The following is a 21,887-nucleotide window of genomic DNA, read 5'->3' on the forward strand; positions in this document are numbered from 1 at the left end:
CCCCCCCCCCCCCCCCCCCCCCCCCCCCCCCCCCCCCCCCCCCCCCCCCCCCCCCCCCCCCCCCCCCCCCCCCCCCCCCCCCCCCCCCCACCCCCTTCATCCTCGGAGAACCTCATGTACAAGCTCACCGGCGTCACCAAGCGCTACACGCGGGGCAAGGAGACGGTCGAGGCGCTGCGCGGCGTCGACCTCACCATCGAGGACGGCGACCAGCTCGTCATCCAGGGCCCCACCGGCGGCGGCAAGTCGACGCTGCTCCAGATGATCGGCGGTCTCGACCGGCCGACCTCCGGCAGCGTCGAGCTGGACGGCGTGGACCTCGCCTCCATCAGCGAGGCCAAGCTGACCCGGCTGCGGGCCGAGAAGATCGGCATCATCTTCCAGTCGTTCAACCTCATCCCGACGCTGAACGCGCAGGAGAACGTCGAGACCGCCCTCGTCCCCCTCGGGGTGAAGCCCGCCGACCGGCGCGAGCGGGCCGCCGAGGCACTCCGCTCGGTCGGCCTCGGCGAACGGCTCACGCACGTCCCGACCGAGCTGTCCGGCGGTCAGCAACAGCGTGTCGCCATCGCCCGAGCGCTGGTCAAGAAGCCGAAGGTGCTGCTCGCCGACGAGCCGACCGGCAACCTCGACGAAGGTACCCGTGACGACATCATGGGCCTGCTCGAAGGGCTGTGGCACGAGTACGGGCTGACCTTCATCATGGTCACCCACGACTCGTCCATCGCCCGCCGCGCGCCGCGCCTCGCGACCATCAAGGCCGGTCAGATCAGCCTGACCGAGCAGGGCGGCGCCCGCCGGTCCGCCCCGGAGCCGTCCGCCCAGTTGCCGGGTCAGCAGCAGTACGCGCAGCAGTACGGCGCCGCCCAGGGCTACTGACCCCGCGGGGCCTCGGCCGGCCCGGGACCGCTGAACCCGGGGCGGCCCGCCCGCCGTTGCGCACCTCCCGCACGCGCTTCCCCTACGCCCCTGTGCGTCCCGTGTACACCCCCTGGCCGCTCACCGGCCGAGCAAGCCGTCGACCTACCTCGGTCAACCGCGTTTCGGTGAGCGGCCCTTGGCGATACGTCCGGCCGACGCGGCGGAGAGGGACGACCGGCCCGCGCGACAGCCGACTTCGCCTGGTCGCGCAACGGGCTTAACGCCAGGTCTTCATGACGGGCCGTCACACGTGACCGTTACGACGGAGCGTCACGCCGACCCGTACGACGGAGCGTCACGCCCGACCCGTACGACGGACCCTCACGCCTGGCCGGTCTCGAAGCGGCTGATCCTGCCGCCTTCGTCGACGATGAAGCTCCACTTCGTCTTCATCTCGCCCCAGGTGTCGTTGCGGTACCGCACGACAAGGGAACGCCCGCCGTTGCACTCGTTGTCGACGTCCATGTGGCCGCGGGAGGAGAAGATCTCCCGGTCGGTCCAGTCGTCGAGATCACGGTCGGAGCCGTCGTCGGACATGGTGGCGCCCGGCGCGAGAAGCGCATCGAAGGCGTTCCGGTCATGGGCGTTCACCGCGGAGACGAAGGCCCGGACGGCCGGGTCGCTGAGCTTCGCTACCTGGATTGTCATGGGAGCCAGACTCACACCGGTCCCCGGCGCCCGCCACCCGAACGGCTGCGCGGGGACGCCGGGCCCGTCCGATCGGTGCGACGGTGGACACCCGGGAGGGAACCGTTGCCGCTGTCTGCACTGGGAGTCACCGTGACCTGTATCGACCGGCGTGATCTGGGACTGCTGCTGCTCCGTCTGAGCACGGGCGGCGTACTGGCCGCGCACGGAGCGCAGAAGCTGTTCGGCTGGTTCGGCGGAGGCGGCATCGAAGGCACCGGGGCGGCCATGGAGGCCATGGGCTACTCGCCGGGGAAGGCGAGCGCCCGGGCGGCGGGCCTCGCGGAGGCGGGCGGCGGCACCCTGCTGGCCCTGGGGCTCGCCACACCCGCGGCCGGCGCCGCGGCGGCCGGCGCGATGGCGGGCGCGGCTGCCGTCCACGTACCGAACGGGTTCTTCGCGCAGAGCGGCGGCTACGAGTACACGGCGTCGCTCGGCCTGGCGGCTGCGGGCCTCGCGGTGACGGGTCCGGGCCGGCTCTCCCTCGACCATCTGATGGGCCACGCGGTGAACCGCGGCTGGATGGTGCCGATCGCCCTCGGTACGACGGCGGCGGTCACCGCGGTCGTCGTGGGCACCCGGAACAAGCGGGTGCGCAAGGCGCGGGAGGGTGAGCAGGAAACCCTGTTCGAGGAGTAGCGGTCCCGACGAGCAGGAGTCGGCCCCGCCGACGTGGGGGAGGCTGGCTCCATGGCTGACCACGCCGAGGACGCCCCGGCCGAGCGCATCACCGAGGACGACCTCTGGGACACGATCGACCGGCTGCACGCCTGGCTGGACGCCAACCGGGCGCACGGCGGCCGGGAGGGCCTGCTGCTGCGCGTGCTGAAGCTGTCGGAGGAGGTCGGCGAGGTCGCCCAGGCGGTGATCGGCGCGACGGGCCAGAACCCGCGCAAGGGCGTGAGCCACACCTGGGACGACGTCCGGTCGGAGCTGTGCGACGTCGTGATCACGGCGATGGTGGCGCTGCGCACGCTCGCGCCGGACGCGCGCGAGGTCTTCACCGCCCACCTGGAATCCGTCGCCGCCCGCTCGCTCGGCGCGCCCCCAACCCCCTGACGAGGTACGGGAGTCAGCGACCCTTTTCGGCCGCGCCCGGGTGACCGGAAGTGTTCACTCCACGGATGTGTACGCGCGGCCTGGAGTTGGCGATCACAGCTCAGCCTTCTCGTCGACGCAGAGCCGACGAAAGGGTCCCCGTGCAGGACTACGTTTTCTCCACAGGCCGCAGGACAGTCGCCATGATCGGAGGCGTGCTGACGCTTACGGCCGTGGGTCTGGGAAGCCAGGCACAGGCGGCGAGTTACGGCACACCGAGCCTTTCGCTGTCGGCCACGTATCTGTCGGGCGCGGTGGGCGCGACCGCCGATCCGGCCGTGAACGTGACCGTCGCGCAGAGCGGGGCCGACGTCGGCGCGCTCACCGTCACGGTCACCAAGAGCAGCAAGACCGCGGTGGCGACCACGGCGGACGTCAGCGTCACCGGCACGGGCGCCACCCGCAAGGTCGTCGTCGCCGCGCGCGGCGAGGGCTACACCGACCTCACCGTGAAGGTGACCGGGGTCGACGGCCAGACGGCCACCAAGACACTGCACTACGCCGCGTCGGCCGCCGTCCAATACGCCTCCGACAGCCGGTACTTCACCGGTTCCAGCGACGCCTCGGCGGCTGTCGACGCGGGCGGCGGCTACACCGTCGTCGCGGACGACGAGTCCAACGTCCTGCGCCTGTACGACCGTTCGGTGTCGGGCGCTCCGGTCAAGACCTGGGACTTCTCCTCGAACATCGGCGCCTCCAAGGAGATCGACATCGAGGCCGCCACCCGCGTCGGCGACACGATCTACTGGACGGGCTCGCTCGGCAACAACAAGGACGGCGAGTACAAGGCGGACCGCAACACGGTCTTCACCACGACGGTGACCGGTTCCGGCGCCTCGACCGCCCTGACGTACGGCCGTTCGTACAAGAAGCTGCGGGACAACCTCGTCGCCTGGGACAAGGCGAACAACAACCGCTACGGCTTCGCGGCCGGCACCGCGGACGGCGAGATCCCGAAGGAGATCGACGGGTTCAACGTGGAGGGCCTGGAGTTCGCGCCGGGCTCGACGACCACGGCCTACGTCGGCTTCCGCGCCCCGCTGGCCCCCGCGGTGGCCGGCGGCAAGGCCCTCATCGTGCCGGTCACCAACTTCGACAAGGTGCTGAGCAGCGGCACGGCGGCCGCCTTCGGCACGCCGATCGAACTCGACCTCGGCGGTCTGGCGATCCGCGACATCCGCAAGAACGCCTCGAACCAGTATCTGATCGTGGCGGGCTCCTGGGCCGCCGACGACAACTCGGACCCGTACGCCCTCTACTCCTGGGACGGCGACCCGGCGCACGCGCCGGTCAAGCGCCTGGACCTGCCCACCTCGGACCCCGGCGGCTGGGAGGCGGTCGTCGACGTCCCGGACCTCACCGTGTCCGGCGCCCGCGTCCAGCTGATCACCGACGACGGCTCCGCCGACCTGTACGGCGACGGCACGGAGGCCAAGGACCTCACCCACGCCGAGTGGAAGAAGTCCCGCGCCACCTGGTTCACGGTCACGAACTGACCCTGCGGGAACCGGGCCTCATGGCGCCCGGACGGCGGCCCGCACCCCGACCGACGGCCGGGGTGCGGGCCGCCGCGCGTCCATGCTGCGGGCTGCGGCCCGGACAACAGCGCAGCCGGAGTTCAGGGGAAGCGAGCCGGAGTTCTCCCGGACATACCGAAGGGCCCCGACCCAGGTCATAGGACCAGGTCGGAGCCCTGAGGGCAGACGAGTCGGGCTGTACGCCGGGTTCTGTCGCCCGGGCGCCTCGCGGCGGCCGGGGAGACGGCCATCCATCTAGGGCCGGCGTTGCCGCCGGCCTCGTGCGGTCTACCCGCGGACTCGGGCGGGCAGCCCTCGAACGTCCGCGCAGAGCCGCCTTCTCTTCCGGGAAAGCGGCCCCTCTTGACCTTGCTCCGGGTGGGGTTTACCTAGCCGCCTGAGTCGCCTCAGGCGCTGGTGGTCTCTTACACCACCGTTTCACCCTTACCGGGAACCGGAGTTCTCGGCGGTTTACTTTCTGTGGCACTGTCCCGCGGGTCACCCCGGGTGGCCGTTAGCCACCACCCTGCCCTGTGGAGCCCGGACGTTCCTCGGGAAGCCCCCAAGGGGACTTCACGCGGCCGTCCGCCCGGCTCGTCTGCCGTGTCGACCATGGTACCGGGCGGGCGGGACGCCGCGGACCGGCAGTCGCCGTGGCCAGGACCGAGCCCGCCAGGATGAGGGCGAAGGCGGCGAGGATTCCGGGGGTCAGGCGTTCGTCCAGGAAGACGGCGCCCGCCGCGACCGCGACCGCCGGGTTGACGTACGTGATCACCGTCGCCCGGGTCGGGCCCGCCTCCTTGATCAGTTCGAGGAAGGCCACGAAGGCGACGGCCGTGCAGATGACGCCCAGGCCCGCGAGGGAGGCCAGGACCTGTCCGGAAGGTATCGCGTCCGGCCGGGTGACGGCCGCCGCCGGGGCGTAGACCAGCGCCGCCAGGGCCAGGCAGGGGGCCGTGAGGTGGAGCGACGGTACGTCCTTGAGGTGACGGGCGACGATGACCGGCGCGGTGGCGTAGCCGACGACCGTCAGCAGTACCTCGACGAGCGAGCGCGTGTCGCCGCCGGTCAGATGCGGGGCCGTGAGGACCGCGACGCCGGACAGGCCGAGCGCGAGGCCCGCGATCCGCCGGGCGCCGAGCCGTTCCGTGTCGCCGAAGAAGCGGGCCGCGGCCACGCCGATGATCGGCACCCCGGCGATGAGCAGGCCCGCGGTGGAGCTGGAGAGATGGCGTTCGGCGTCCGTCAGGGTCCACCAGGGGACCATGATCTCGATGATCGCGAAGGCCAGCATCGGGCGCCAGTGGGCCCGTACGGTCCTGGTCAGGCCGCCCTGACGGATCGCGAAGGGGAGCAGCAGCAGCGCGCCGACCGCACATCGCGTGAACACCACCACCGACGGGGACACCTCGTCCACCGCCACTTTGATCATCAGATAGGGGATGCCCCAGATCACTCCCATCAGGGAGAACAGAAACCAGCCGCGTGCAGTCATGGCGGCAGTCTCGGTCACCGCCCGGCGGGCCGTCTTGAACGCTGTTGCGCGCCGCCGGTGCCGGTGGCCGTGGCCGTCCGCCTTACGGTGACGGGAACACGCTCGCGCGGTACGCCGCCGGTGTCACCCCGAGCACCCGGCGGAACCAGCGTGTCAGATGCGCCTGGTCCGCGAAGCCCACGAGCCCGGCGACCTCGGCGGGGCGCAGTCCGGACTCCAGGAGCCTGCGGGCCCGGTTCACCCGGTGCTGGGCCAGCCAGGCGTACGGCGGTATCCCCATCGTCGTACGGAAGGCGCGCAGGAGCTGGTAGCGGGACAGGCCCAGGTCCATGGCGAGGGAGGCGAGGGAGGGCGGGTCCTGGAGTTCGTCGGCCAGGCGGTCCCGTACGGCGTCGGCTATGTACGCGGCGCCCGGGATCTCGTCGCGGTCCGGGCGGGCCGTGGAGTGGCGCCGGGCCAGCGCGGCGAGCAGCCACGGGAAGCGGGACTCGGCCTCCAACGGGTCGGGGCAGGCGCTCAGTTCGGTGTGCGCGGCGCGCAGCGCTGCGGCGAGTCCGGGGTCGTCGAGCAGGGGTTCGCGGAAGTGCGGGAGGCCGCCGACCGCACCCTCGGAGAGCAGCGACGGCTCCGCGTACAGGGCCAGGTAGGCGTAGCCGTCGCAGGCGGCGGGACCGCCGGTGTGCATCTCGCCGGGGGCCAGTACGACGATGGACCCCGGGCCGGTCCGGATGTGGCCGCCGCGGTAGTCGATGATCTCCGAGCCGCCGACACAGACACCGATGGTGAACTCGTCGTGGGCGTGCGGGGCGTAGCGGTGCCGGTCGAAGCGGGCGGTCAGCAGATCCAGGGGCCGGCCGTCCCGACCGAGGGTGGCCCGGGTCCAACGGGCCTCTTCTTTCACGGGTCCCTTCGCGGATTCCTTCGCGGATCTGTTTGCGGACGCCGTCGGTCCACGCCGTACGGTCGCGGTCGCCTCTCCCCGTCCGGCCATGGCCGTCTCTCCCCCTTGCCGCCGTGTTCGCAGCGGTCGCTGCTACGAGGCCAACACGCGCGTCCCCCGTTTCATGCCGGCGTTCTGCCCCCAGGGGTCAAGCGGGTGCGAACTGCACCTTCGCCGTTCCGGGGTCGGCCTGGGTGAGGCGGACCCGCAGGCGTTCGCCCAGGGGCAGTTTCGTCGTGCCGCCCGTGATCCGGGCGAACACCGCCGGGGACTCCAACTGCACGGTGCCGACCGTGGGTTCGTGTTCCTGTACGTCCACCACGCAGGCCTCGAAGAGGTCGCCGACCCGGTCCTTGAGCAGCGCGGCCTCGACGATGTCGACGCACTCGCGCTCGACGGTGCCCGCGCGCCTGCTGCCCTCCGCCATCTCCTTGGGCAGGGCGTCGAGGGCCGCGAGGACCCACTCGGGAGACGGCCGGCCGGCGGCGGCCGCGAGGCAGATCTCCGAGGAGTAGCGGTCGACGAGCCGGCGCAGCGGGGCCGTGCAGTGGGCGTAGGGCGCGGCGACGGCGGCGTGCGCGGTGACCTCGGGGAGCACCCCGTCCCGGAAGACGGTGTACCCGGCGCCGCGCAGCAGCGTCGTGCACTCCTGGAGGAAGGCGGCGTGGTGCGGGCGGTGCGGGTCGAGGGAGCGGATGAGCTGCGCGTACGAGACGTGGTGCGGCCAGTCGATGCGCAGGGCCCGCGCGGTGCGGCGCAGCCGTCCGACGGCCCCGTCCGGCGCGGCGGGCAGCGTCCGCAGCACTCCCGTGCCGTGCGCGAGCATCAGGTCGGCCGCCGCCATCCCGGTGAGCAGGGAGATCTGCGCGTTCCAGCCGTCGGCGGGCAGCGGGGCCCGGTAGACGAGTTCGTACGTCCCGTCCTGCTCGACGATCTCCTGCTCGGGCACGTTGAGCGAGATGCCGCCGCGCTCGACCTCCAGGGCCTCGCGCAGGGTGCCGATGTCCTTGAGCAGGGCGAGCGGTTCCTCCGCCGTTCCCGCGTCGATCTGCCCCTGCACCCCCGCGTAGTCGAGCTTGGCGCGGCTGCGGACCAGGGCTCGGCGGACGGCGGTCGTCTCCGTGCGGCCGTCCGGGTCGAGGTCGATCGTCCACAGGACGGCGGGGCAGGTCTGGTCCGGGAGGAGGCTCGCGGTGCCCTCCGAGAGCTGGGGCGGGTGGACGGGGACCTTCTCGTCCGGGAAGTAGAGGGTCGCCACGCGCCGGTGCGCCTCGGCGTCCAGGGCTCCGCCGGGTGTCACGAAGGCGGCGACGTCGGCGATGGCGTACTGGACGCGGTAACCGCCCCGCTCACGGCGTGACAGGTGCATCGCCTGGTCGAGGTCGTTGGACGTCGGCGGGTCGATGGTGAAGAAGGGGATGTCCGTCGCGTCGTCCGAGGGCAGGCGGGGTGGCCGCCCGGCCTCCGCGAGGACCTCGGCCGGGAAGCTCTCGGGTACGCCGAGCGTGGTCCGCAACGCGCCGAGGGCGGCTCGCAGCGGAGCCTCCGGGGCACCGGTGACGCGGACGTGACGGCGAGGCATGGGTCGAGCGTAGGCCGGGGCCGACCGTTGAGCACGCCGAGCCGAGCGGCGGAACCGGGCGGCTGAGGCGGCTCGGTCGTACCCCGTAGGCTGGCGCGGGCCATATCCACCGTGAGGAGAACCAACCGTGCTCGTGCTGCTGCCGCCCTCCGAAGGCAAGGCGCCCTCCGGCCGGGGACCCGCGCTCAAGCCGGAGTCGCTGTCCCTGCCGGGTCTCATGGAGGCGCGCCAGGCGGTCCTCGACGAGCTGGTCGAGCTGTGCGTGGCGGACGAGGAGAAGGCCCGCGAGGTCCTCGGACTGAGCGAGGGCCTGCGCGGCGAGATCGGGAAGAACACGGAGCTACGGACCGCGGGCGCCCGCCCTGCCGGGGAGATCTACACGGGGGTCCTGTACGACGCCCTGGACCTGGCCTCGCTGGACACCCCCGCCAAGCGGCGCGCGGGCCGTTCGCTGCTCGTCTTCTCCGGTCTGTGGGGCGCGGTGCGGGTGACCGACCGGATCCCCTCGTACCGCTGCTCGATGGGCGTGAAGCTGCCGGGCGTCGGAGCGCTGGGCGCGCACTGGCGTACGCCGATGGCCGCCGCGCTCCCCGAGGCCGCGGGCGACGGGCTCGTGCTGGACCTGCGGTCCTCGGCGTACACGGCGGCGTGGAAGCCCAAGGGCGAGGTCGCGGGGCGGACGGCGACCGTACGGGTGCTGCACGCGCAGTGGGTGAACGGGGTCGAGAAGCGTTCCGTCGTCAGCCACTTCAACAAGGCGACCAAGGGCAAGATCGTCCGAAGCCTGCTCACCGCGAGCGCCGCGCCGAAGAACCCGGCGGAGCTGGTGGAGGCGCTGCGGGACCTCGGATACACGGTGGAGGCGGAGGCGCCCGGCAGGACGGGCAGGCCGTGGGCACTCGACGTGGTGGTGAGGGAGATCCACTGAGCGGCAACCGCCTCGCCGTCACCCACTGCTCGGCCAGAGCCGCCTGACCGGCAGCACCGGCAGCACCGGCAGCACCGGCAGCACCGGCAGCACCGGCAGCACCGGCAGCACCGGCAGCACCGGCAGCACCGGCAGCACCGGCAGCGAGATCGTAGCGTTGCAGCATGCGCAACGATCTTTGCGCATGCTGCACACCCCGGGCAGGATGTGGGCATGGCTTCGTCATCGCCCCCGTCTCCGCGTGCCTCCGTCCTGGATCTCGCGCCCGTGGTCCCCGTCGTCGTGGTCGAGGATGTCGTCGACGCCGTGCCGCTGGCACGGGCGCTGGTCGCCGGTGGACTGCCGGTGATCGAGGTGACCCTGCGGACCCCGGCGGCGCTCGACGCGATCCGGGCCATCGCGGCCGAGGTGCCGGACGCGGTGGTGGGCGCGGGCACGGTCCTGACGCCGGAGCAGGTGGCCGAGTCGGTGGCGGCGGGCGCCCGCTTCCTGGTCAGCCCCGGCTGGACGGACGTACTGCTCGACGCGATGAAGGCGTCCGGGGTGCCGTTCCTGCCGGGGGTGTCCACGACCTCGGAGGTGGTGGCGCTGCTGGAGCGAGGGGTGCGCGAGATGAAGTTCTTCCCCGCGCAGGCGGCGGGCGGCACGGCGTACCTGAAGTCACTGGCGGGTCCGCTCCCGCAGGCGCGGTTCTGCCCGACGGGGGGCATCGGCCCCGAGTGCGCGCCTGACTACCTCGCGCTCCCCAACGTTGGCTGCGTGGGCGGAAGTTGGATGCTCCCGGCCGACGCGATCACCGCGCGGGACTGGCGCCGGGTGGAGAACCTGGCGCGGGAGGCGTCGGCGCTGCGCCGGTAACCACGGCCCGCTCTCGCTCAGTTCACGCGGATGACCACCTTGCCGAAGGCCACGCCGCTCTCGTAGTACCGGAACGCCTCCCGCACCTCGTCGAAACCGAGGACGCGGTCCACGACCGGGCGCGTCCCGTGCAGCTCCAACGCCCTGTTCATGGACTCGAAGTGGGCCCGGCGGACCGGGAGACCGCCGAGATCCTTCGCGAGCGCGCCGCCGGCGCCGATGAGGCCGGCGAGGACGCCATCACCGCACATGACGGCGACGCCGACGAGGTCAACGCACGTACGGAATCAGCGCGGTTGAGGTCGGCACCCGTACCGGGTCGGCGCGGTTGAGGTCAGCGCAGATGCGAGGTGTCGTTGAAGAGGCGGACGCTCGCGTTGCCGTCCGCGTAGTACGCCACCGCCGACAGGGACGCCGCCGACAGTTCCATCCGGAACAGGGACTCCGGCGGGGCGCCGAGGGCCAGTCGTACGAGGGTCTTGATCGGGGTGACGTGCGTGACGAGCAGGACCGTGCGGCCGGCGTAGGAGGCGATCAGCTTGTCGCGGGTGGCCGCCATGCGGTGCGCGGTCGCGGCGAAGCTCTCGCCGCCGCCGGTGGGTTCGGCCTCCGGTGAGGCGAGCCAGGTGTTCAGGTCCTCCGGGTGGCGTTCGCGCACCTCGCCGAAGGTCAGTCCCTCCCAGGCGCCGAAGTCCGTCTCGCGCAGGCCGTCCTCGATGACGACGTCGAGGCCGAGCCGGGCGGCGACGGCCCCCGCGGTCTGCCGGGTCCTGGCCAGCGGGGAGGCCACGATCGCCTGGATCGTGCCGCGCGCCGCCAGCGCCGCGGCCGCCCGCTCCGCCTGCTCCCGGCCCACGTCGGACAGCGACGGATCGCTGCCGCCGCTGCCCGAGAACCGCTTCTGCGGGGTCAGCGGGGTCTCGCCGTGCCGCAGCAGCACGAAGGTGGCGGGGGCGCCCATGTCGGGGGCCGCGCCCCAACCGGTCGTCGGTGCGGTGGTGGCCACGTTCTGCGCGGCCCGCTTGTCATCCACCCTTTTCGCGGCTTCGCCGCCGGGCGACGGGGTGGGACCCGTGACCGTCGCCCGACTGCCGGCCGAGTGTGGCCGGTCGCGCCGTTCCTCGCGCCCCTCAGCGGGCGCCGCATCGTTCCCCGACCTTGCGGCTTCGCCGCCGGGTGATGGGGTGGGGCCCGTGACCGCCGTCCGGCTGCCGGCCGAGTGTGGCCCGTCGCGCCGTTCCTCACGCCCCTGAGAGGGCGCCGCGTCGCTCACTGGCCTCGCGGCTACGCCGCCGGATGACGGGGCGGGACCCACGGTCGTCGCCCGACTACCAGCCGAGTGTGGCCCGTCGCGCCGTTCCTCGCGCCCCTCAGCGGGCGCCAGGGCCGCTCGCGCCTTCGCCGCGCCGGCCCTCGCGTCCCCGGGCGGGCCCGTCGGCTCGGGCGGCGCGGTCCGCGCCGCCCGGGCGTCCAGTTCCGCCGTCGACGCCGACGGCGACCAGGCCTCGCCGCGCTTGCCGGCGTCCATCGCCTCGTTGGCCAGCCGGTCCGCGTGCTTGTTGCGCTCGCGCGGCATCCACTCGTACGTGACCTGGGACGACGGGAGAATCCGGGCCGCCCGCGCCGCCAGGGGCTTCATGTCCGGGTGCTTGATCTTCCAGCGTCCGGACATCTGCTCGACGACGAGCTTGGAGTCCATCCGGACCCGGACACGCGCGGCCGCGTCGAGGTCGCGGGCCGCCTCAAGACCGGCGACCAGGCCCCGGTACTCCGCGACGTTGTTGGTGGCGACGCCGATGTACTCGGCGCGCTCCGCAAGCGTCTCCCCGGTGGCCGCGTCGATGACCACGGAGCCGTAGCCCGCGGGCCCCGGGTTGCCCCGGGAACCTCCGTCGGCCTCGACGATGAACTCCCGCACGCGCCGGACTCCCTACAGGCCGGACTCGGACGTACGCACGAGGATGCGGTGGCAGTTCTCGCAGCGCAGCACGGTGTCGGGGGAGGCCGCCTTCACATCGTTGACCTCGGTGATGTTGAGCTCCAGGCGGCAGCCCTCGCAGCGGCGCTGGTAGAGGCGGGCGGCGCCGACGCCACCCTGCTGGAGGCGCAGCTTGTCGTAGAGCTTGAGCAGGTCGGCGGGCACCGAGGCGGAGATGACCTCGCGCTCCTTGGTGAGCGTGGCCGCCTCGCCGTCGAACTCCTCGAAGGCGGCGTCACGGCGCCCGGTGGCGTCGTCGATCTTCGCCTGGACGGAGGCGTCGCGCTCGGTCAGCTCGGCGACCCGCTCCTGGGCGGACTCGCGGCGCTCCATGACCTCCAGGACGACGTCCTCCAGGTCGCCCTGGCGCTTGGCGAGGGAGACGATCTCGCGCTGGAGGTTCTCCAGGTCCTTGGAGGAGGTGACGGCACCCGAGTCGAGGCGCTGCTGGTCGCGGACGGCGCGCTGACGCACCTGGTCGACGTCCTGCTCGGCCTTGGTCTGCTCGCGGGCGCAGTCGCTCTCCTCGGTCTGCGCGGCGACGAGCAGGTCGCGCAGCTGGGTGAGGTCCTTGTTCAGCGACTCGATCTCGGCGTGCTCGGGCAGCGACCTCCGCTTGTGCGCGAGCTGCTGCAGGCGGGCGTCGAGGGTCTGGACGTCGAGAAGTCGGATCTGGTCGGCGGGCGCGGCGTTCAGTTGGGGGCTCCTGATGTGTCGGTGTGTGAGGCCGCGTGGGCGGTCCAGGGGTCGGTGACCGTCCGGGAGACGTGGACGCGCAGTCCCCATCCCTTCCGGTCGGAGATCTCGTCGAGCTGGGCGGCGGCCAGCTCGCACCAGGGCCACTCGGTGGCCCAGTGCGCCGCGTCGAGCAGCGCGAGAGGACTGTGGGCGTGATCCGCCATGACCTCCGACACCGGGTGGTGTCGCAGGTCCGCGGTGAGGAAGGCGTCCACGCCGGCGGCGCGCACGTCGTCGAAGAGGCTGTCTCCGGAGCCGCCGCTGACCGCGACGGTCCGCACCAGCGTCTCGGGGTCGCCCGCGACGCGGATGCCCTGCGCGGTGGCGGGCAGCCGCTCGGCGGCCCGCGCGGCGAGCTCGCGCAGGGTCAGCGGGTGGTCCAGCTCACAGACGCGGCCGAGGCCACGGCGGCCCTCGGGGTCGGTGGCGTCCGGCACGAGGGGTCGTACGACCCGCAGGTCAAGCGCACCGGCGAGCGCGTCGCTGACTCCCGGATCGGCGCGGTCGGCGTTGGTGTGGGCGACGTGCAGCGCGATGTCGTTCTTGATCAGCGTGTGCACGACACGGCCCTTGAAGGTCCCGGCCGCCACGGTCGTCGTACCGCGCAGATAGAGCGGGTGGTGCGTGACGAGCAGGTCGGCGTCCAGTTTCACCGCCTCGTCGACGATGTCCTGGACCGGGTCGACGGCGAACAGAACGCGCGTGACGTCCTGGTCGGGGTCGCCGCAGACGGTGCCGACCGCGTCCCACCCCTCGGCCCGCTCCGGGGGCCAGAGGGCGTCGAGCGCGGCGATGACTTCAGACAGACGGGGCACGGGGAAAGGCTACCTGCCTTACGTCCCTGTCCGACCGGTCGCGGACCACGGGACCGGCGCTCGGGCGGCGGGCGGAACGCGGTTCCCCCGCCCCGGACCTGTCTCCCCACCATCGTTCAGCACATCCGGCACGTTCCCTCAGGCGAATCCCGACATGGCCACCCTTATGTGTGAAGCAGCAGCCCGTCGCTCCCCCGTCTGTGCGTGCGAAAACTACCTTCGTCGCCGGAGGTGACCGAAAGATGACGGCCGGTGCGACAAAACCCGTGATGCAGAGCGAGCGCGAGAACGGCGCGGAGTACGGCGGCGACGCGAGCCGGTGGGCCGCCCGTCCCGGCTGTGTGATCACCGCCGACGGCACCTACGGAGCGCGGCTCGCCCGCGACGGCGAGTCCTGGTACCCGGAGCGCTGGACGCTGGACGGCCCCGAGCCGTACGCCGTACCGCTGCCCGGCCCGCAGCCGGAGGAGCCCGGCACCGAGGTGCTGCCGCTGACGGACGGCAGGGTGCTGATCCATCGCTCGGACGACGGACGGCACGCCTTCTCCCTCCTCTACCCGACCGGGCCGGGCACCGGCGAACTCCCGCTCGGCGCGGTGGAGTGCCCCGACGCCGGCACCGAGCTGCGGCTGCTGCCGCCCGCGCCGGACGGGGAACGCGCGTACGCCCTCGCGGTGGGCCGGGGGTCGACGGCGGTGTGGCTGGTGGCGGGCGGGGCGTTCGGTCCGGAGCATCTGGCCGAGGTGCCCGGCCACTGCTCGGGAGGGGTGTGGCTGGACGCCACGGGACGGCTGCTCGCGCTGGACCGCTTCCAGAACGGCCGCACCAAGACCGTGGTCGTCGACCTGGAGCGCGGCGGAGAGGTGTCGCCGCTTCTCCAGATCGCCGAGCACAGCAACGACCGGCTGCTCCTCGCGGACGCGGACAGCGGACTTCTGCTCATCCGTTCCGACGCGCCGTCCCCCGGCCGCGACCGTCTGGGCTGGGGGGTGCTCGGCAGCACGCTGCCCGTCCGCTTCCCGGACTGCCTGACCGCGACGGGCTGTTCGATCAGCCCGTTCGCGATCCAGCCGGGCCAGGTGCTGACCCCGGAGTCCTGCGCCGTCGCCCTGCGCATGGACGGACCGGGCGGCACCTGGGTGGGCGTGTGGCGCCCGTCCGAGCGCCGGATCCACCATCGCCCGGCGCCCGGGGGCTGGCTGCCCGGTACCGGCCTGTGGACCGTGGAGGGGGTGCTCAAGCTGCCGTACACCACGGGGCTCGTCCCGTGCGGTGTCGCGCGGCTGGAGGCACCCGAGGGGGCGAGTGAGCCGGACACGTGGGAGCCGGCTCATCCGGAGCGCCCCGCGCCGCGACCCGTCCCCCTCCAGCAGGCGCCCCTCAAGAGCGCCCCGCCGGCCGGTTCGCTCCACCCGGCCCCGAGGACCGGCCCGGCGCGACCGCTCTCGGTCCGCCTGGCTCTGAGAACGGACACCGTTCGCTTCCCGAGAGACCTGAGAAACCTGAGAGACGAAGCGATCCACGGCATCGACGAAGCCGCCGCCGGGGCATCGCACGCCGGTACGGGCCCCGCGCCCGAGGGCCCGCAGACACTGCCGACAGTGACGAACCTCACCGCCAGGACCGCACCCGCCGGAGCCAGGCGGGCCGATACGAACCTCGGCGACGAGACAGCCGGAGCGCTCCCGCCCGGCGTTCGGCCCACCACCGAGAAGACAGAACCGCTCCGGCCCGTCGCGCGACGCGCCACCGAGACCACCCAACCCGTCCCGCCTCAGCCGAGCCGCTGGACCAGGGTGTCCGAAACACCCACCGCCGAACCGAAACCGAAGCTCCGGCCCAGGGTCACCGAAACACCCACGACCGAGCCCACGACCGAGCCCGGCCTCTGGACCAAGGTCGCCGAAACACCTCCACCGGGCATGAGCCTCAGGACCAGGGCCGACGGAACACTCCCGGGCGGCATGACCCTCAACATCGAAACGACGGAGCCACTCCCGCCGGTCATGAGAATCGGTGCGGGTGCGAGTGCGGGCGCGGGTAACGCCGCCAGTGCCGGTTCAGGCGCCGGCGCCGACGTCCGTTCATGGACCGGTACTGACGTCGGCTCAGAGGCCAGCGCCGGTACCGCTCCCCGCGCCTATGCCGGTGCCGGTGCCGGCAGGACAACGCCCGCCGGGGCACTCCCGCCCGCCCAGCCACTCCCGCCCGTCACGGGTCACGGCGCCCGGACCGCCGAACCGCTCCCGGCCGTCACGGGCCACGGAACCGGCCAACGGCTCCCGGCCATCGCGGGCCCCGGCCACGCGACGCCCGAACCGTTCTCGCCCGCGCCGAACTTCTGGACCAAGACCACTGAACCACCCACCACCGAGCCGAGCCTCTGGACCAAGGTCGCCGAAACACCCCCACCCGGCATGAGCCTCGGCACCAGGGCCGGTGGAACGCTCCCGTCCGGCACGGACCTCGGGAGCGGGATCGGGCTCGGGAGCGGAAGCGCCGACGCGCCGCACACCTTCGGGGAGTTCAGGGGGCAGGTCGCCCTGAGGCCCACGGTGAACCGTCCGGAGTTCGAGGCCGGACCCGCCTCGGCACTCCCCGTCGCCCCGCAGGCGCCCGCGGAGTACCAGGAAGACGCCGGACCGTGGACCGCCCCTCGCGTCGGCGGAACGAGTGCGGTAGCCCACACGGACGCGGAGAAAAGGGACGACGCGGGCGAAGAAACGTCACCCTCCGACTCCCGCGCGATGACCGCACGTTAGAATCCCCCGGCTGTAAAGAAGGATCTTGCATACGGGGTGAACACTTCAATGAACGACTTCAGCACCATGGAAGCACCGGGCACGAACGTCCACGAGACGTCGGCGGCCCGGTCCGAAGGCCACGGCAGACACCGCGGCCCGGTCTCCGGCCACGACGACGAGGCGACCCCTCAGGGCCGCCACCGCAAGCCGTCCGGCCAGCAGACCACGACGGTCTGACGGGCGGCAGACATCACGGCGGCCTGACGGGCCGCAGGACTGGTCGGGCAGGACAGCGCCCGGCGGACGCGACACGAGCAGTACGAACAACACGAACAGTACGAACAACAGCACGACAGCCCGAGGACGCGGGACGGCCGACACACACGACGGCCCGACTGACCCACGGCACGCCGACCCGGCGTACGGCCCCGCTCGCATCACTCGCGTTCCAGTGAGTGGTCCGAGCGGGGCCGTTTCCGTGTGGGGCTCCCCCACGGCACCGCTTGCCGCGGCTCGCGCACCCTCCCCTGTCCGCCGACGGCAGGCTGCTCAGCCGGGAGAGCCCGACCCGTCCCGCTTGAGCCCCAGCACCTCCGCCGCCGCGAACGTCTCGCCACTCGGCCGGTCCGCGTAGTACGGGGTGAGCAGCGCGTCGAGTTCGTCGTGGCTGAAAGTGACCTGCTTGCTGTCGAACTTCGCGGCCACCCGCGGCCGTTCGACGACCGCGACCATGCCGCCGTGCACGACGAGGAGCTGGCCGTTGACGTGCGCGGCGGCGGGTGAGGCCAAGTAGCCGACGAGCGGGGCGACATGCTCGGGGGCGAGCGGGTCGAGACCGTCGTCGGGGAGCCCGAATCCGGCGAAGACGTCCTGCGTCATACGGGTCCGGGCGCGCGGGCAGATGACGTTCGCCGTGACGCCGTACTTGGCGAGCGCCAGCGCCGTCGAGGTGGTCAGACCGACGATCCCGCCTTTCGCCGCCGCGTAGTTGGGCTGTCCGGCGGAGCCGGCGAGGAACGCCTCCGAGGAGGTGTTCACGATGCGCCCGTAGACGGGGCCGTCGGCCGCCTTGGAACGGGTCCGCCAGTGCGCGGACGCGAAGTGGGTGGTGTTGAAATGGCCTTTGAGGTGGACCCTGATGACCGAGTCCCACTCGTCCTCGGTCATCGAGAAGACCATCCGGTCGCGCAGGATGCCCGCGTTGTTGACGAGGATGTCCAGTTTCCCGAACGCGGTGACCGCCGACTCGACGAGTTCGCGGGCCTGTTCGTGGTCGGCGACGTCCCCGGTGTGGGCGACGGCCCGGCCGCCCGCCGTACGGATCTCGGCGGCGACCTCCTCGGCCGGGGTGGCCGAGGCCTCTCCCGAGCCGTCCCGTCCGGGCTGCCCGTAGTCGTTGACGACGACGGCCGCGCCCAGCCGGCCGAGTTCCAGCGCCTCGGCCCGGCCGAGCCCGCGCCCCGCGCCGGTGACGATCGCGGTGAGCCCTTCAAGTGGCAGTGACATCAAGGTCCTTAACGGTTGTCGTGGAGGTTCCTCAGCCGTTGTCGTGGAGGTCCTCGGCGGTCGTGGCCGGGGCAGATCTCGCGGGTCAGATCTCGATGCACGTCCGCAGCGCGGTGCCCGAACGCATCTGGTCGAGCGCCTCGTTGATCTCGGCCAGCGGCACCCGGTGGGTGATCAGGCCCGCGAGGTCGATGCGGCCCGCGCGCCACAGGGCGATCGTGCGCTCGTACGACCGGAGGACGTCCCCTCCGCCGTACATGGAGGGCAGGATGCGCTTCTCGTCGAAGAACAGCTCGAACATGTTGAGCTGGAGGAAGTCGTCCATGGCGCCCGCTCCGACGACGACGAGGGTGCCGCCGCGCCGGGTGTGGTCGTAGGCGGTGCGTGCGGTGGCGGACTTGCCGACGACCTCGAAGACGTAGTCGAAGCCCTCGCCCGCGGTCACCGACTGCTTGGCGTCGGCGAGTTCGTCGGGCGAGACGGCCTTGGTGGCGCCGAAGCCGAGCGCTGCCTCCCGGCGCGAGGCGACCGGGTCGACGGCGACGATCTCGGCGGCTCCCCTGAGCCTGGCTCCCTGGATCGCGGAGATGCCGACGCCTCCGCAGCCGATGACGGCGACCGATGAACCGGCTTCCACGTCAGCGGTGTTGAGGGCGGCGCCGAGTCCGGTGGTGACGCCGCAGCCGATCAGCGCGGCGATGTCGAAGGGCACGTCGTCGGGGATGGGGACCGCGCAGCCCGCGTCGACGACCACCTCCTCGGCGAAGGTGCCGGTGCCGGCGAAACCGAAGACGTCACCGCCGGGGCGCTTGAAGTTGGGGGTGCCCGCGTTCATGAAGCCGGCCAGACACAGTTCCGTCTGGCCGCGCTTGCAGGCGGGACAGGCGCCGCAGGCCGGGAGCCAGCAGATGACGACCCGGTCGCCGGGCTTCACGTGGGTGACGCCCTCGCCGACTTCGGTGATCTCGCCGGCGCCCTCGTGTCCGGGCACGAACGGCGCGGGCTGTGGCAGGACGCCGTTCATCGCGGACAGGTCCGAATGGCACAGCCCGGTGGCCCGCACCCTGATGCGCACCTTGCCGGGTCCGAAGCCCACCGCCTCGACGTCGTCGAGGACTTCGAGTTTGTCCTGGCCTATCTCGTGCTGTACGGCTGCGCGCATGGTGCGGCTCCCCTCAGGACGGTTCGTACGGGTGTGAGGCGTGATCGACGACGGTGTCAGGCGTGATCGACGACGGTGTCGGCGAGGACCGGCGCGTCGTCCCGTTCGACCGCGCTCACCGCCACCCGGACCTCGCCGTCCCGCCGCCACATCCGGATGCGCAGGGTCTCGCCGGGGTAGACGACTCCGGCGAAGCGGGTGGTGTACGAGCGGACCCGGGCCACGTCGCCGCCGAGCAGGGTGTCGACGACGGCCTTGAGCGTCATGCCGTACGTGCACAGCCCGTGCAGGATCGGCCGGTCGAATCCGGCGAGTTTGGCGAACTCGGGGTCTGCGTGCAGCGGGTTCCGGTCCCCGGAGAGCCGGTAGAGCAGGGCCTGGTCCTCGCGGATCGGGCGTTCGACGGTTCTGTCCGGTGGGCCCGTCGGCGCTTCGAGGCGGGTGCTCGGGCCGCGGTCGCCGCCCCAGCCGCCTTCGCCCCGTACGAAGATCTGGGCGTCGTTCGTCCACAACGGGCCCTCGGCGTCGGCCACTTCGGTGCGCATGACGAGGACGGCGGCCTTGCCCTTGTCGTAGACAGCGGCGATGCGCCCGGTGGCGGTCGCCGCGCCCTCGGCGGGGATCGGGCGGTGCAGCCGGACGGTCTGGCCGCCGTGCAGGACGCGGGCGAGGTCGACGTCGACGCCGGGCATGGAGAGGCCGCTGATCACGCCCGGTGAGCCGGCGCCCGCGACGGTGGCGAAGCTCGGCAGGACGTGCAGCCTGGATTCGAGGGTGTAGCGCAGCTCGTCGGGGTCGGTCGCGGGGACGCCCGCGCCCAGGCCCAGGTGGTAGAGCTGGACGTCCTTGGGGGTCCAGGCGATCTCTCCGGTCCGCGGTTCCGCTGCGACGGCCTTGGCGGCGTCAATGGGCATGGGGCTCCTGACTCGACTGCGCGAAAGACCTCGGTGCGGCCGTCCGCACCGTCGGCCGCACCGAGGTCGACACTGGGCCGTGGAACCCGCTCGTTCTAGAACGCGTTCCAGTCCGGCGAACCCTTGTATAGCCCAGCGCCCATTACTTGGGAAGACTACTGACGCCATGTCAGATCAAGCCGTCACGGCGGCCTTTCGCGGAACGCGCCGCGGCGGGCGGCCGTGACATTTGTCCCGGCCGATCGCCGACAAGTGCATCTGCCGGGGCACGGCCCCGGACGTCTAGCGTCGTTCTCATGACACAGACGACGGGGACGGCCGCGGGGAACAGCGCGGGGACGACGGCGGGAACGCCGTCGGGGACACGGACGACGGGGACGCCACCGGCCGTGTCCTTCAGGGGCGCGGTCAAGGCCTTCGGCGAGGTGCGCGCCGTGGCCGGTCTCGACCTCGACGTGGCACCCGGCGAGACGGTGGCGCTGCTGGGCCGCAACGGCGCGGGCAAGTCGACGGCGATCTCGCTGCTGCTCGGTCTGGACGAGCCGGACGAGGGCTCGGTCGCGCTCTTCGGCGACCGCCCGGAGGAGTCGGTGCGCGCCGGACGGGTCGGCGCGATGCTCCAGGACACCCGGCCGGTGCCGCGGGTCACCGTCCAGGAGCTGGTCTCCTTCGTGGCGGGGCGCTATCCCGCGCCGCTGCCGGTGGCCGAGGCGCTGCGGCTCGCGGGCATCCCGGAGCTGGCCGGGCGGCGCGTCGACCGGCTGTCCGGCGGGCAGGCGCAGCGGGTGCGGTTCGCGGTGGCCCTCGCCGGGAACCCCGACCTGATCGTGCTCGACGAGCCGACCGCCGCGCTCGACGTGGAGGCACGGCACGCGTTCTGGGAGTCGATGCGGGCCTACGCCCTGCGCGGCCACACCGTGCTCTTCTCCACGCACTATCTGGAGGAGGCCGACGCGCACGCCGACCGGATCGTCGTCATCGACCGGGGGCGGATCGTCGCGAACGGGACCGGCGAGGAGCTCAAGCGGTCGGCGGGCGGCAATCGGGTCTCCTTCGACCTGGCGGGGCGCGGCGCGGAGGGTCTCGCGCTGCTGCCCGGCGTGGTGGCCGTCGAGGTGCGCGGGGAGCGGGCCCGGCTGCGTACGGACGACTCTGACGCGACGGTGGTCGCGCTGGCCGAACGGGGTGCGATACGCGGCCTGGAGGTCGTCCCCGCGTCCCTGGACGACGCGTTCATGGCACTCACCTCACGTGCTCAGGAGAAGGTGTGATGTTCGACTATCTGCGGCTCGAAGTACGCCGGACGCTGCGCGACACCGGCTTCGTGATCGGCGGTGTCGCGATGCCGGTGATGATGTACCTGCTGTTCACCAACCTCGGCGGGGGCGACGACGGCCAGTGGAGGACGGCGTCGATGGTCGGTATGGCCGCGTACGGCGCGGTCGGCTCGGCGCTGAACACCGGCGGCGGGGTCGCCGAGGACAAGGTGACCGGCTGGCTGCGGCAGCTTCGGGTGACCCCGATGACATCGCGCGAGGTGGTGCTCGGGCGGGCGCTGACCGGTTCGGTGACCGTGCTGCCCTCGATCGTCACGGTGCTGGCGGCCGGCGGCCTGGTCAACGGCGTACGGCTGGACGCCTGGCAGTGGGCCGCGACGGCCGTGCTGCTGTGGCTCGGCTCGGTCCCCTTCACTCTGCTGGGCCTCGGCAACGGCTACCGGATGACCGCGCAGACCACGGGTGTCGCGAACATGGCGTGCAATCTGGGGCTCGCGGTGGTGGGGGGCCTGTGGTTCCCGCTCGCCCTGTTCCCCGGCTGGCTGCGCTCGGTATCGGCGTTCACGCCCACGAACCGCTTCGCGGAGCTGGGTGTGTCGGTCACCGAGGGCCGGGCGCCCGGCCTCGGCGCGGTGGTGGTGCTGACCGGCTGGCTGCTGGTGTTCGGTTCGTACGCTGTGGTCTCGTACCGTCGATCCGCCCGAACCGTCTGAACGGGGAGCTGGAC

Annotated in this window: 21 protein-coding genes, 1 other RNA gene and 1 pseudogene; 10 read left to right on the forward strand and 13 right to left on the reverse strand. The window is 72.5% G+C overall.

Translation table 11 applies throughout. From position 1 onward, the window contains the following. Positions 1 to 114 precede the first annotated feature (114 nt). A complete protein-coding gene (locus ACZ6KY_RS30940; RefSeq protein ID WP_469313564.1) occupies positions 115 to 879 on the forward strand; it encodes an ABC transporter ATP-binding protein in 765 nt (254 codons plus the stop codon). Positions 880 to 1,242: 363 nt separating this feature from the next. Here the strand turns inward: ACZ6KY_RS30940 and ACZ6KY_RS30945 are convergent, their stop codons facing one another. Further along, entirely contained in the window at positions 1,243 to 1,569 is a 327-nt protein-coding gene (locus tag ACZ6KY_RS30945; RefSeq protein ID WP_469313565.1) for a nuclear transport factor 2 family protein, read from the reverse strand. A gap of 132 nt (positions 1,570 to 1,701) precedes the next feature. On the opposite strand from ACZ6KY_RS30945, the gene ACZ6KY_RS30950 reads away from it, so the two are divergent. The 3 genes from ACZ6KY_RS30950 to ACZ6KY_RS30960 all read left to right on the forward strand — a co-directional run bounded on the left by ACZ6KY_RS30950 (position 1,702) and on the right by ACZ6KY_RS30960 (position 4,202). Then, positions 1,702 to 2,247, forward strand: a complete 546-nt coding sequence (locus ACZ6KY_RS30950; RefSeq protein WP_469313566.1) for a DoxX family protein — start codon at positions 1,702 to 1,704, stop codon at positions 2,245 to 2,247. Positions 2,248 to 2,298: 51 nt separating this feature from the next. Next, positions 2,299 to 2,667: a MazG-like family protein gene (locus ACZ6KY_RS30955; protein WP_469313567.1), complete on the forward strand. Its 369-nt coding sequence runs from the start codon at positions 2,299 to 2,301 to the stop codon at positions 2,665 to 2,667. Positions 2,668 to 2,849: 182 nt separating this feature from the next. After that, on the forward strand, positions 2,850 to 4,202 hold the full coding sequence (locus ACZ6KY_RS30960; protein ID WP_469313568.1) for a hypothetical protein: 1,353 nt from the start codon (positions 2,850 to 2,852) through the stop codon (positions 4,200 to 4,202). Between the two features lie 204 nt (positions 4,203 to 4,406). Here ACZ6KY_RS30960 and rnpB read toward each other — a convergent pair. The 4 genes and pseudogenes from rnpB to ACZ6KY_RS30980 form a co-directional block, all read right to left on the reverse strand. Then, positions 4,407 to 4,820: RNase P RNA component class A (gene rnpB, locus ACZ6KY_RS30965), an RNA gene on the reverse strand. A gap of 70 nt (positions 4,821 to 4,890) precedes the next feature. Further along, positions 4,891 to 5,718, reverse strand: a pseudogene (locus tag ACZ6KY_RS30970) (DMT family transporter); the annotation flags it as partial. Between the two features lie 82 nt (positions 5,719 to 5,800). Continuing rightward, positions 5,801 to 6,619: an AraC family ligand binding domain-containing protein gene (locus ACZ6KY_RS30975; protein ID WP_469313569.1), complete on the reverse strand. Its 819-nt coding sequence runs from the start codon at positions 6,617 to 6,619 to the stop codon at positions 5,801 to 5,803. 187 nt (positions 6,620 to 6,806) lie between these two features. Continuing rightward, positions 6,807 to 8,240 carry an RNB domain-containing ribonuclease gene (locus tag ACZ6KY_RS30980; protein WP_469313570.1) on the reverse strand — a complete coding sequence of 478 codons (1,434 nt, stop codon included), beginning with the start codon at positions 8,238 to 8,240 and terminating at the stop codon, positions 6,807 to 6,809. Between the two features lie 127 nt (positions 8,241 to 8,367). Here ACZ6KY_RS30980 and yaaA point away from each other — a divergent pair, with 127 nt between their 5' ends. Continuing rightward, entirely contained in the window at positions 8,368 to 9,168 is an 801-nt protein-coding gene (gene yaaA / locus ACZ6KY_RS30985) for a peroxide stress protein YaaA (protein ID WP_469313571.1), read from the forward strand. 18 nt (positions 9,169 to 9,186) lie between these two features. On the opposite strand, the gene ACZ6KY_RS30990 is transcribed toward yaaA, so the two are convergent. Beyond that, the gene (locus ACZ6KY_RS30990) at positions 9,187 to 9,354 is read right to left on the reverse strand and encodes a hypothetical protein (RefSeq protein ID WP_469313572.1); all 168 of its coding nucleotides are present in this window, start codon (positions 9,352 to 9,354) and stop codon (positions 9,187 to 9,189) included. Positions 9,355 to 9,381: 27 nt separating this feature from the next. Here ACZ6KY_RS30990 and eda point away from each other — a divergent pair, with 27 nt between their 5' ends. Next, positions 9,382 to 10,026, forward strand: coding sequence for a bifunctional 4-hydroxy-2-oxoglutarate aldolase/2-dehydro-3-deoxy-phosphogluconate aldolase (gene eda, locus ACZ6KY_RS30995; RefSeq protein ID WP_469313573.1), 645 nt, complete (start codon positions 9,382 to 9,384; stop codon positions 10,024 to 10,026). Between the two features lie 17 nt (positions 10,027 to 10,043). On the opposite strand, the gene ACZ6KY_RS31000 is transcribed toward eda, so the two are convergent. The 4 genes from ACZ6KY_RS31000 to ACZ6KY_RS31015 form a co-directional block, all read right to left on the reverse strand. Next, positions 10,044 to 10,277 (reverse strand): zinc-binding dehydrogenase, encoded by a 234-nt coding sequence (locus ACZ6KY_RS31000; RefSeq protein WP_469313574.1) that lies wholly within the window; start codon positions 10,275 to 10,277, stop codon positions 10,044 to 10,046. 83 nt (positions 10,278 to 10,360) lie between these two features. Then, positions 10,361 to 11,944 carry a bifunctional RNase H/acid phosphatase gene (locus tag ACZ6KY_RS31005; RefSeq protein ID WP_469313575.1) on the reverse strand — a complete coding sequence of 528 codons (1,584 nt, stop codon included), beginning with the start codon at positions 11,942 to 11,944 and terminating at the stop codon, positions 10,361 to 10,363. Positions 11,945 to 11,956: 12 nt separating this feature from the next. Further along, positions 11,957 to 12,700 carry a zinc ribbon domain-containing protein gene (locus tag ACZ6KY_RS31010; RefSeq protein WP_469313655.1) on the reverse strand — a complete coding sequence of 248 codons (744 nt, stop codon included), beginning with the start codon at positions 12,698 to 12,700 and terminating at the stop codon, positions 11,957 to 11,959. Further along, complete coding sequence (locus tag ACZ6KY_RS31015; RefSeq protein WP_469313576.1) at positions 12,697 to 13,557, reverse strand: Nif3-like dinuclear metal center hexameric protein; 861 nt, start codon at positions 13,555 to 13,557, stop codon at positions 12,697 to 12,699. Before ACZ6KY_RS31015 ends, ACZ6KY_RS31010 begins: the two co-directional genes overlap by 4 nt. 269 nt (positions 13,558 to 13,826) lie before the next feature. Here ACZ6KY_RS31015 and ACZ6KY_RS31020 point away from each other — a divergent pair, with 269 nt between their 5' ends. Both ACZ6KY_RS31020 and ACZ6KY_RS31025 read left to right on the forward strand, forming a co-directional pair. Then, positions 13,827 to 16,319: a hypothetical protein gene (locus ACZ6KY_RS31020; protein WP_469313577.1), complete on the forward strand. Its 2,493-nt coding sequence runs from the start codon at positions 13,827 to 13,829 to the stop codon at positions 16,317 to 16,319. Between the two features lie 48 nt (positions 16,320 to 16,367). Further along, positions 16,368 to 16,538: a hypothetical protein gene (locus ACZ6KY_RS31025; RefSeq protein WP_469313578.1), complete on the forward strand. Its 171-nt coding sequence runs from the start codon at positions 16,368 to 16,370 to the stop codon at positions 16,536 to 16,538. Between the two features lie 312 nt (positions 16,539 to 16,850). Here the strand turns inward: ACZ6KY_RS31025 and ACZ6KY_RS31030 are convergent, their stop codons facing one another. The 3 genes from ACZ6KY_RS31030 to ACZ6KY_RS31040 form a co-directional block, all read right to left on the reverse strand. Further along, entirely contained in the window at positions 16,851 to 17,807 is a 957-nt protein-coding gene (locus ACZ6KY_RS31030) for a 3-oxoacyl-ACP reductase (RefSeq protein ID WP_469313579.1), read from the reverse strand. An 85-nt stretch (positions 17,808 to 17,892) separates the two neighbouring features. Further along, positions 17,893 to 18,969 (reverse strand): Zn-dependent alcohol dehydrogenase, encoded by a 1,077-nt coding sequence (locus ACZ6KY_RS31035; RefSeq protein ID WP_469313580.1) that lies wholly within the window; start codon positions 18,967 to 18,969, stop codon positions 17,893 to 17,895. Positions 18,970 to 19,025: 56 nt separating this feature from the next. Further along, a complete protein-coding gene (locus ACZ6KY_RS31040) occupies positions 19,026 to 19,883 on the reverse strand; it encodes a MaoC/PaaZ C-terminal domain-containing protein (RefSeq protein ID WP_469313581.1) in 858 nt (285 codons plus the stop codon). A gap of 389 nt (positions 19,884 to 20,272) precedes the next feature. Between ACZ6KY_RS31040 and ACZ6KY_RS31045 the strand changes: the two genes are divergently transcribed. Together ACZ6KY_RS31045 and ACZ6KY_RS31050 are read left to right on the forward strand one after the other, a co-directional pair. After that, positions 20,273 to 21,154 (forward strand): ABC transporter ATP-binding protein, encoded by an 882-nt coding sequence (locus ACZ6KY_RS31045; RefSeq protein WP_469313656.1) that lies wholly within the window; start codon positions 20,273 to 20,275, stop codon positions 21,152 to 21,154. Continuing rightward, a complete protein-coding gene (locus tag ACZ6KY_RS31050; RefSeq protein ID WP_469313582.1) occupies positions 21,154 to 21,873 on the forward strand; it encodes an ABC transporter permease in 720 nt (239 codons plus the stop codon). Before ACZ6KY_RS31045 ends, ACZ6KY_RS31050 begins: the two co-directional genes overlap by 1 nt. Positions 21,874 to 21,887 lie beyond the last annotated feature (14 nt).

This window comes from Streptomyces sp. NPDC042002 (assembly GCF_055588305.1).

Bases quoted from the DNA above. Each gene is read 5' to 3' on its own strand.
- eda (WP_469313573.1), top strand. From the start codon at position 9,382: ATGGCTTCGTCATCGCCCCCGTCTCCGCGTGCCTCCGTCCTGGATCTC.
- ACZ6KY_RS30960 (WP_469313568.1), top strand. From the start codon at position 2,850: ATGATCGGAGGCGTGCTGACGCTTACGGCCGTGGGTCTGGGAAGCCAG.
- ACZ6KY_RS31025 (WP_469313578.1), top strand. From the start codon at position 16,368: ATGAACGACTTCAGCACCATGGAAGCACCGGGCACGAACGTCCACGAG.
- ACZ6KY_RS30940 (WP_469313564.1), top strand. From the start codon at position 115: ATGTACAAGCTCACCGGCGTCACCAAGCGCTACACGCGGGGCAAGGAG.
- ACZ6KY_RS31000 (WP_469313574.1), bottom strand. From the start codon at position 10,277: ATGTGCGGTGATGGCGTCCTCGCCGGCCTCATCGGCGCCGGCGGCGCG.
- ACZ6KY_RS30945 (WP_469313565.1), bottom strand. From the start codon at position 1,569: ATGACAATCCAGGTAGCGAAGCTCAGCGACCCGGCCGTCCGGGCCTTC.
- ACZ6KY_RS30980 (WP_469313570.1), bottom strand. From the start codon at position 8,240: ATGCCTCGCCGTCACGTCCGCGTCACCGGTGCCCCGGAGGCTCCGCTG.
- ACZ6KY_RS31030 (WP_469313579.1), bottom strand. From the start codon at position 17,807: ATGTCACTGCCACTTGAAGGGCTCACCGCGATCGTCACCGGCGCGGGG.
- ACZ6KY_RS31035 (WP_469313580.1), bottom strand. From the start codon at position 18,969: ATGCGCGCAGCCGTACAGCACGAGATAGGCCAGGACAAACTCGAAGTC.
- ACZ6KY_RS31020 (WP_469313577.1), top strand. From the start codon at position 13,827: ATGCAGAGCGAGCGCGAGAACGGCGCGGAGTACGGCGGCGACGCGAGC.
- ACZ6KY_RS31050 (WP_469313582.1), top strand. From the start codon at position 21,154: ATGTTCGACTATCTGCGGCTCGAAGTACGCCGGACGCTGCGCGACACC.
- ACZ6KY_RS31040 (WP_469313581.1), bottom strand. From the start codon at position 19,883: ATGCCCATTGACGCCGCCAAGGCCGTCGCAGCGGAACCGCGGACCGGA.
- ACZ6KY_RS30990 (WP_469313572.1), bottom strand. From the start codon at position 9,354: ATGCGCAAAGATCGTTGCGCATGCTGCAACGCTACGATCTCGCTGCCG.
- ACZ6KY_RS30955 (WP_469313567.1), top strand. From the start codon at position 2,299: ATGGCTGACCACGCCGAGGACGCCCCGGCCGAGCGCATCACCGAGGAC.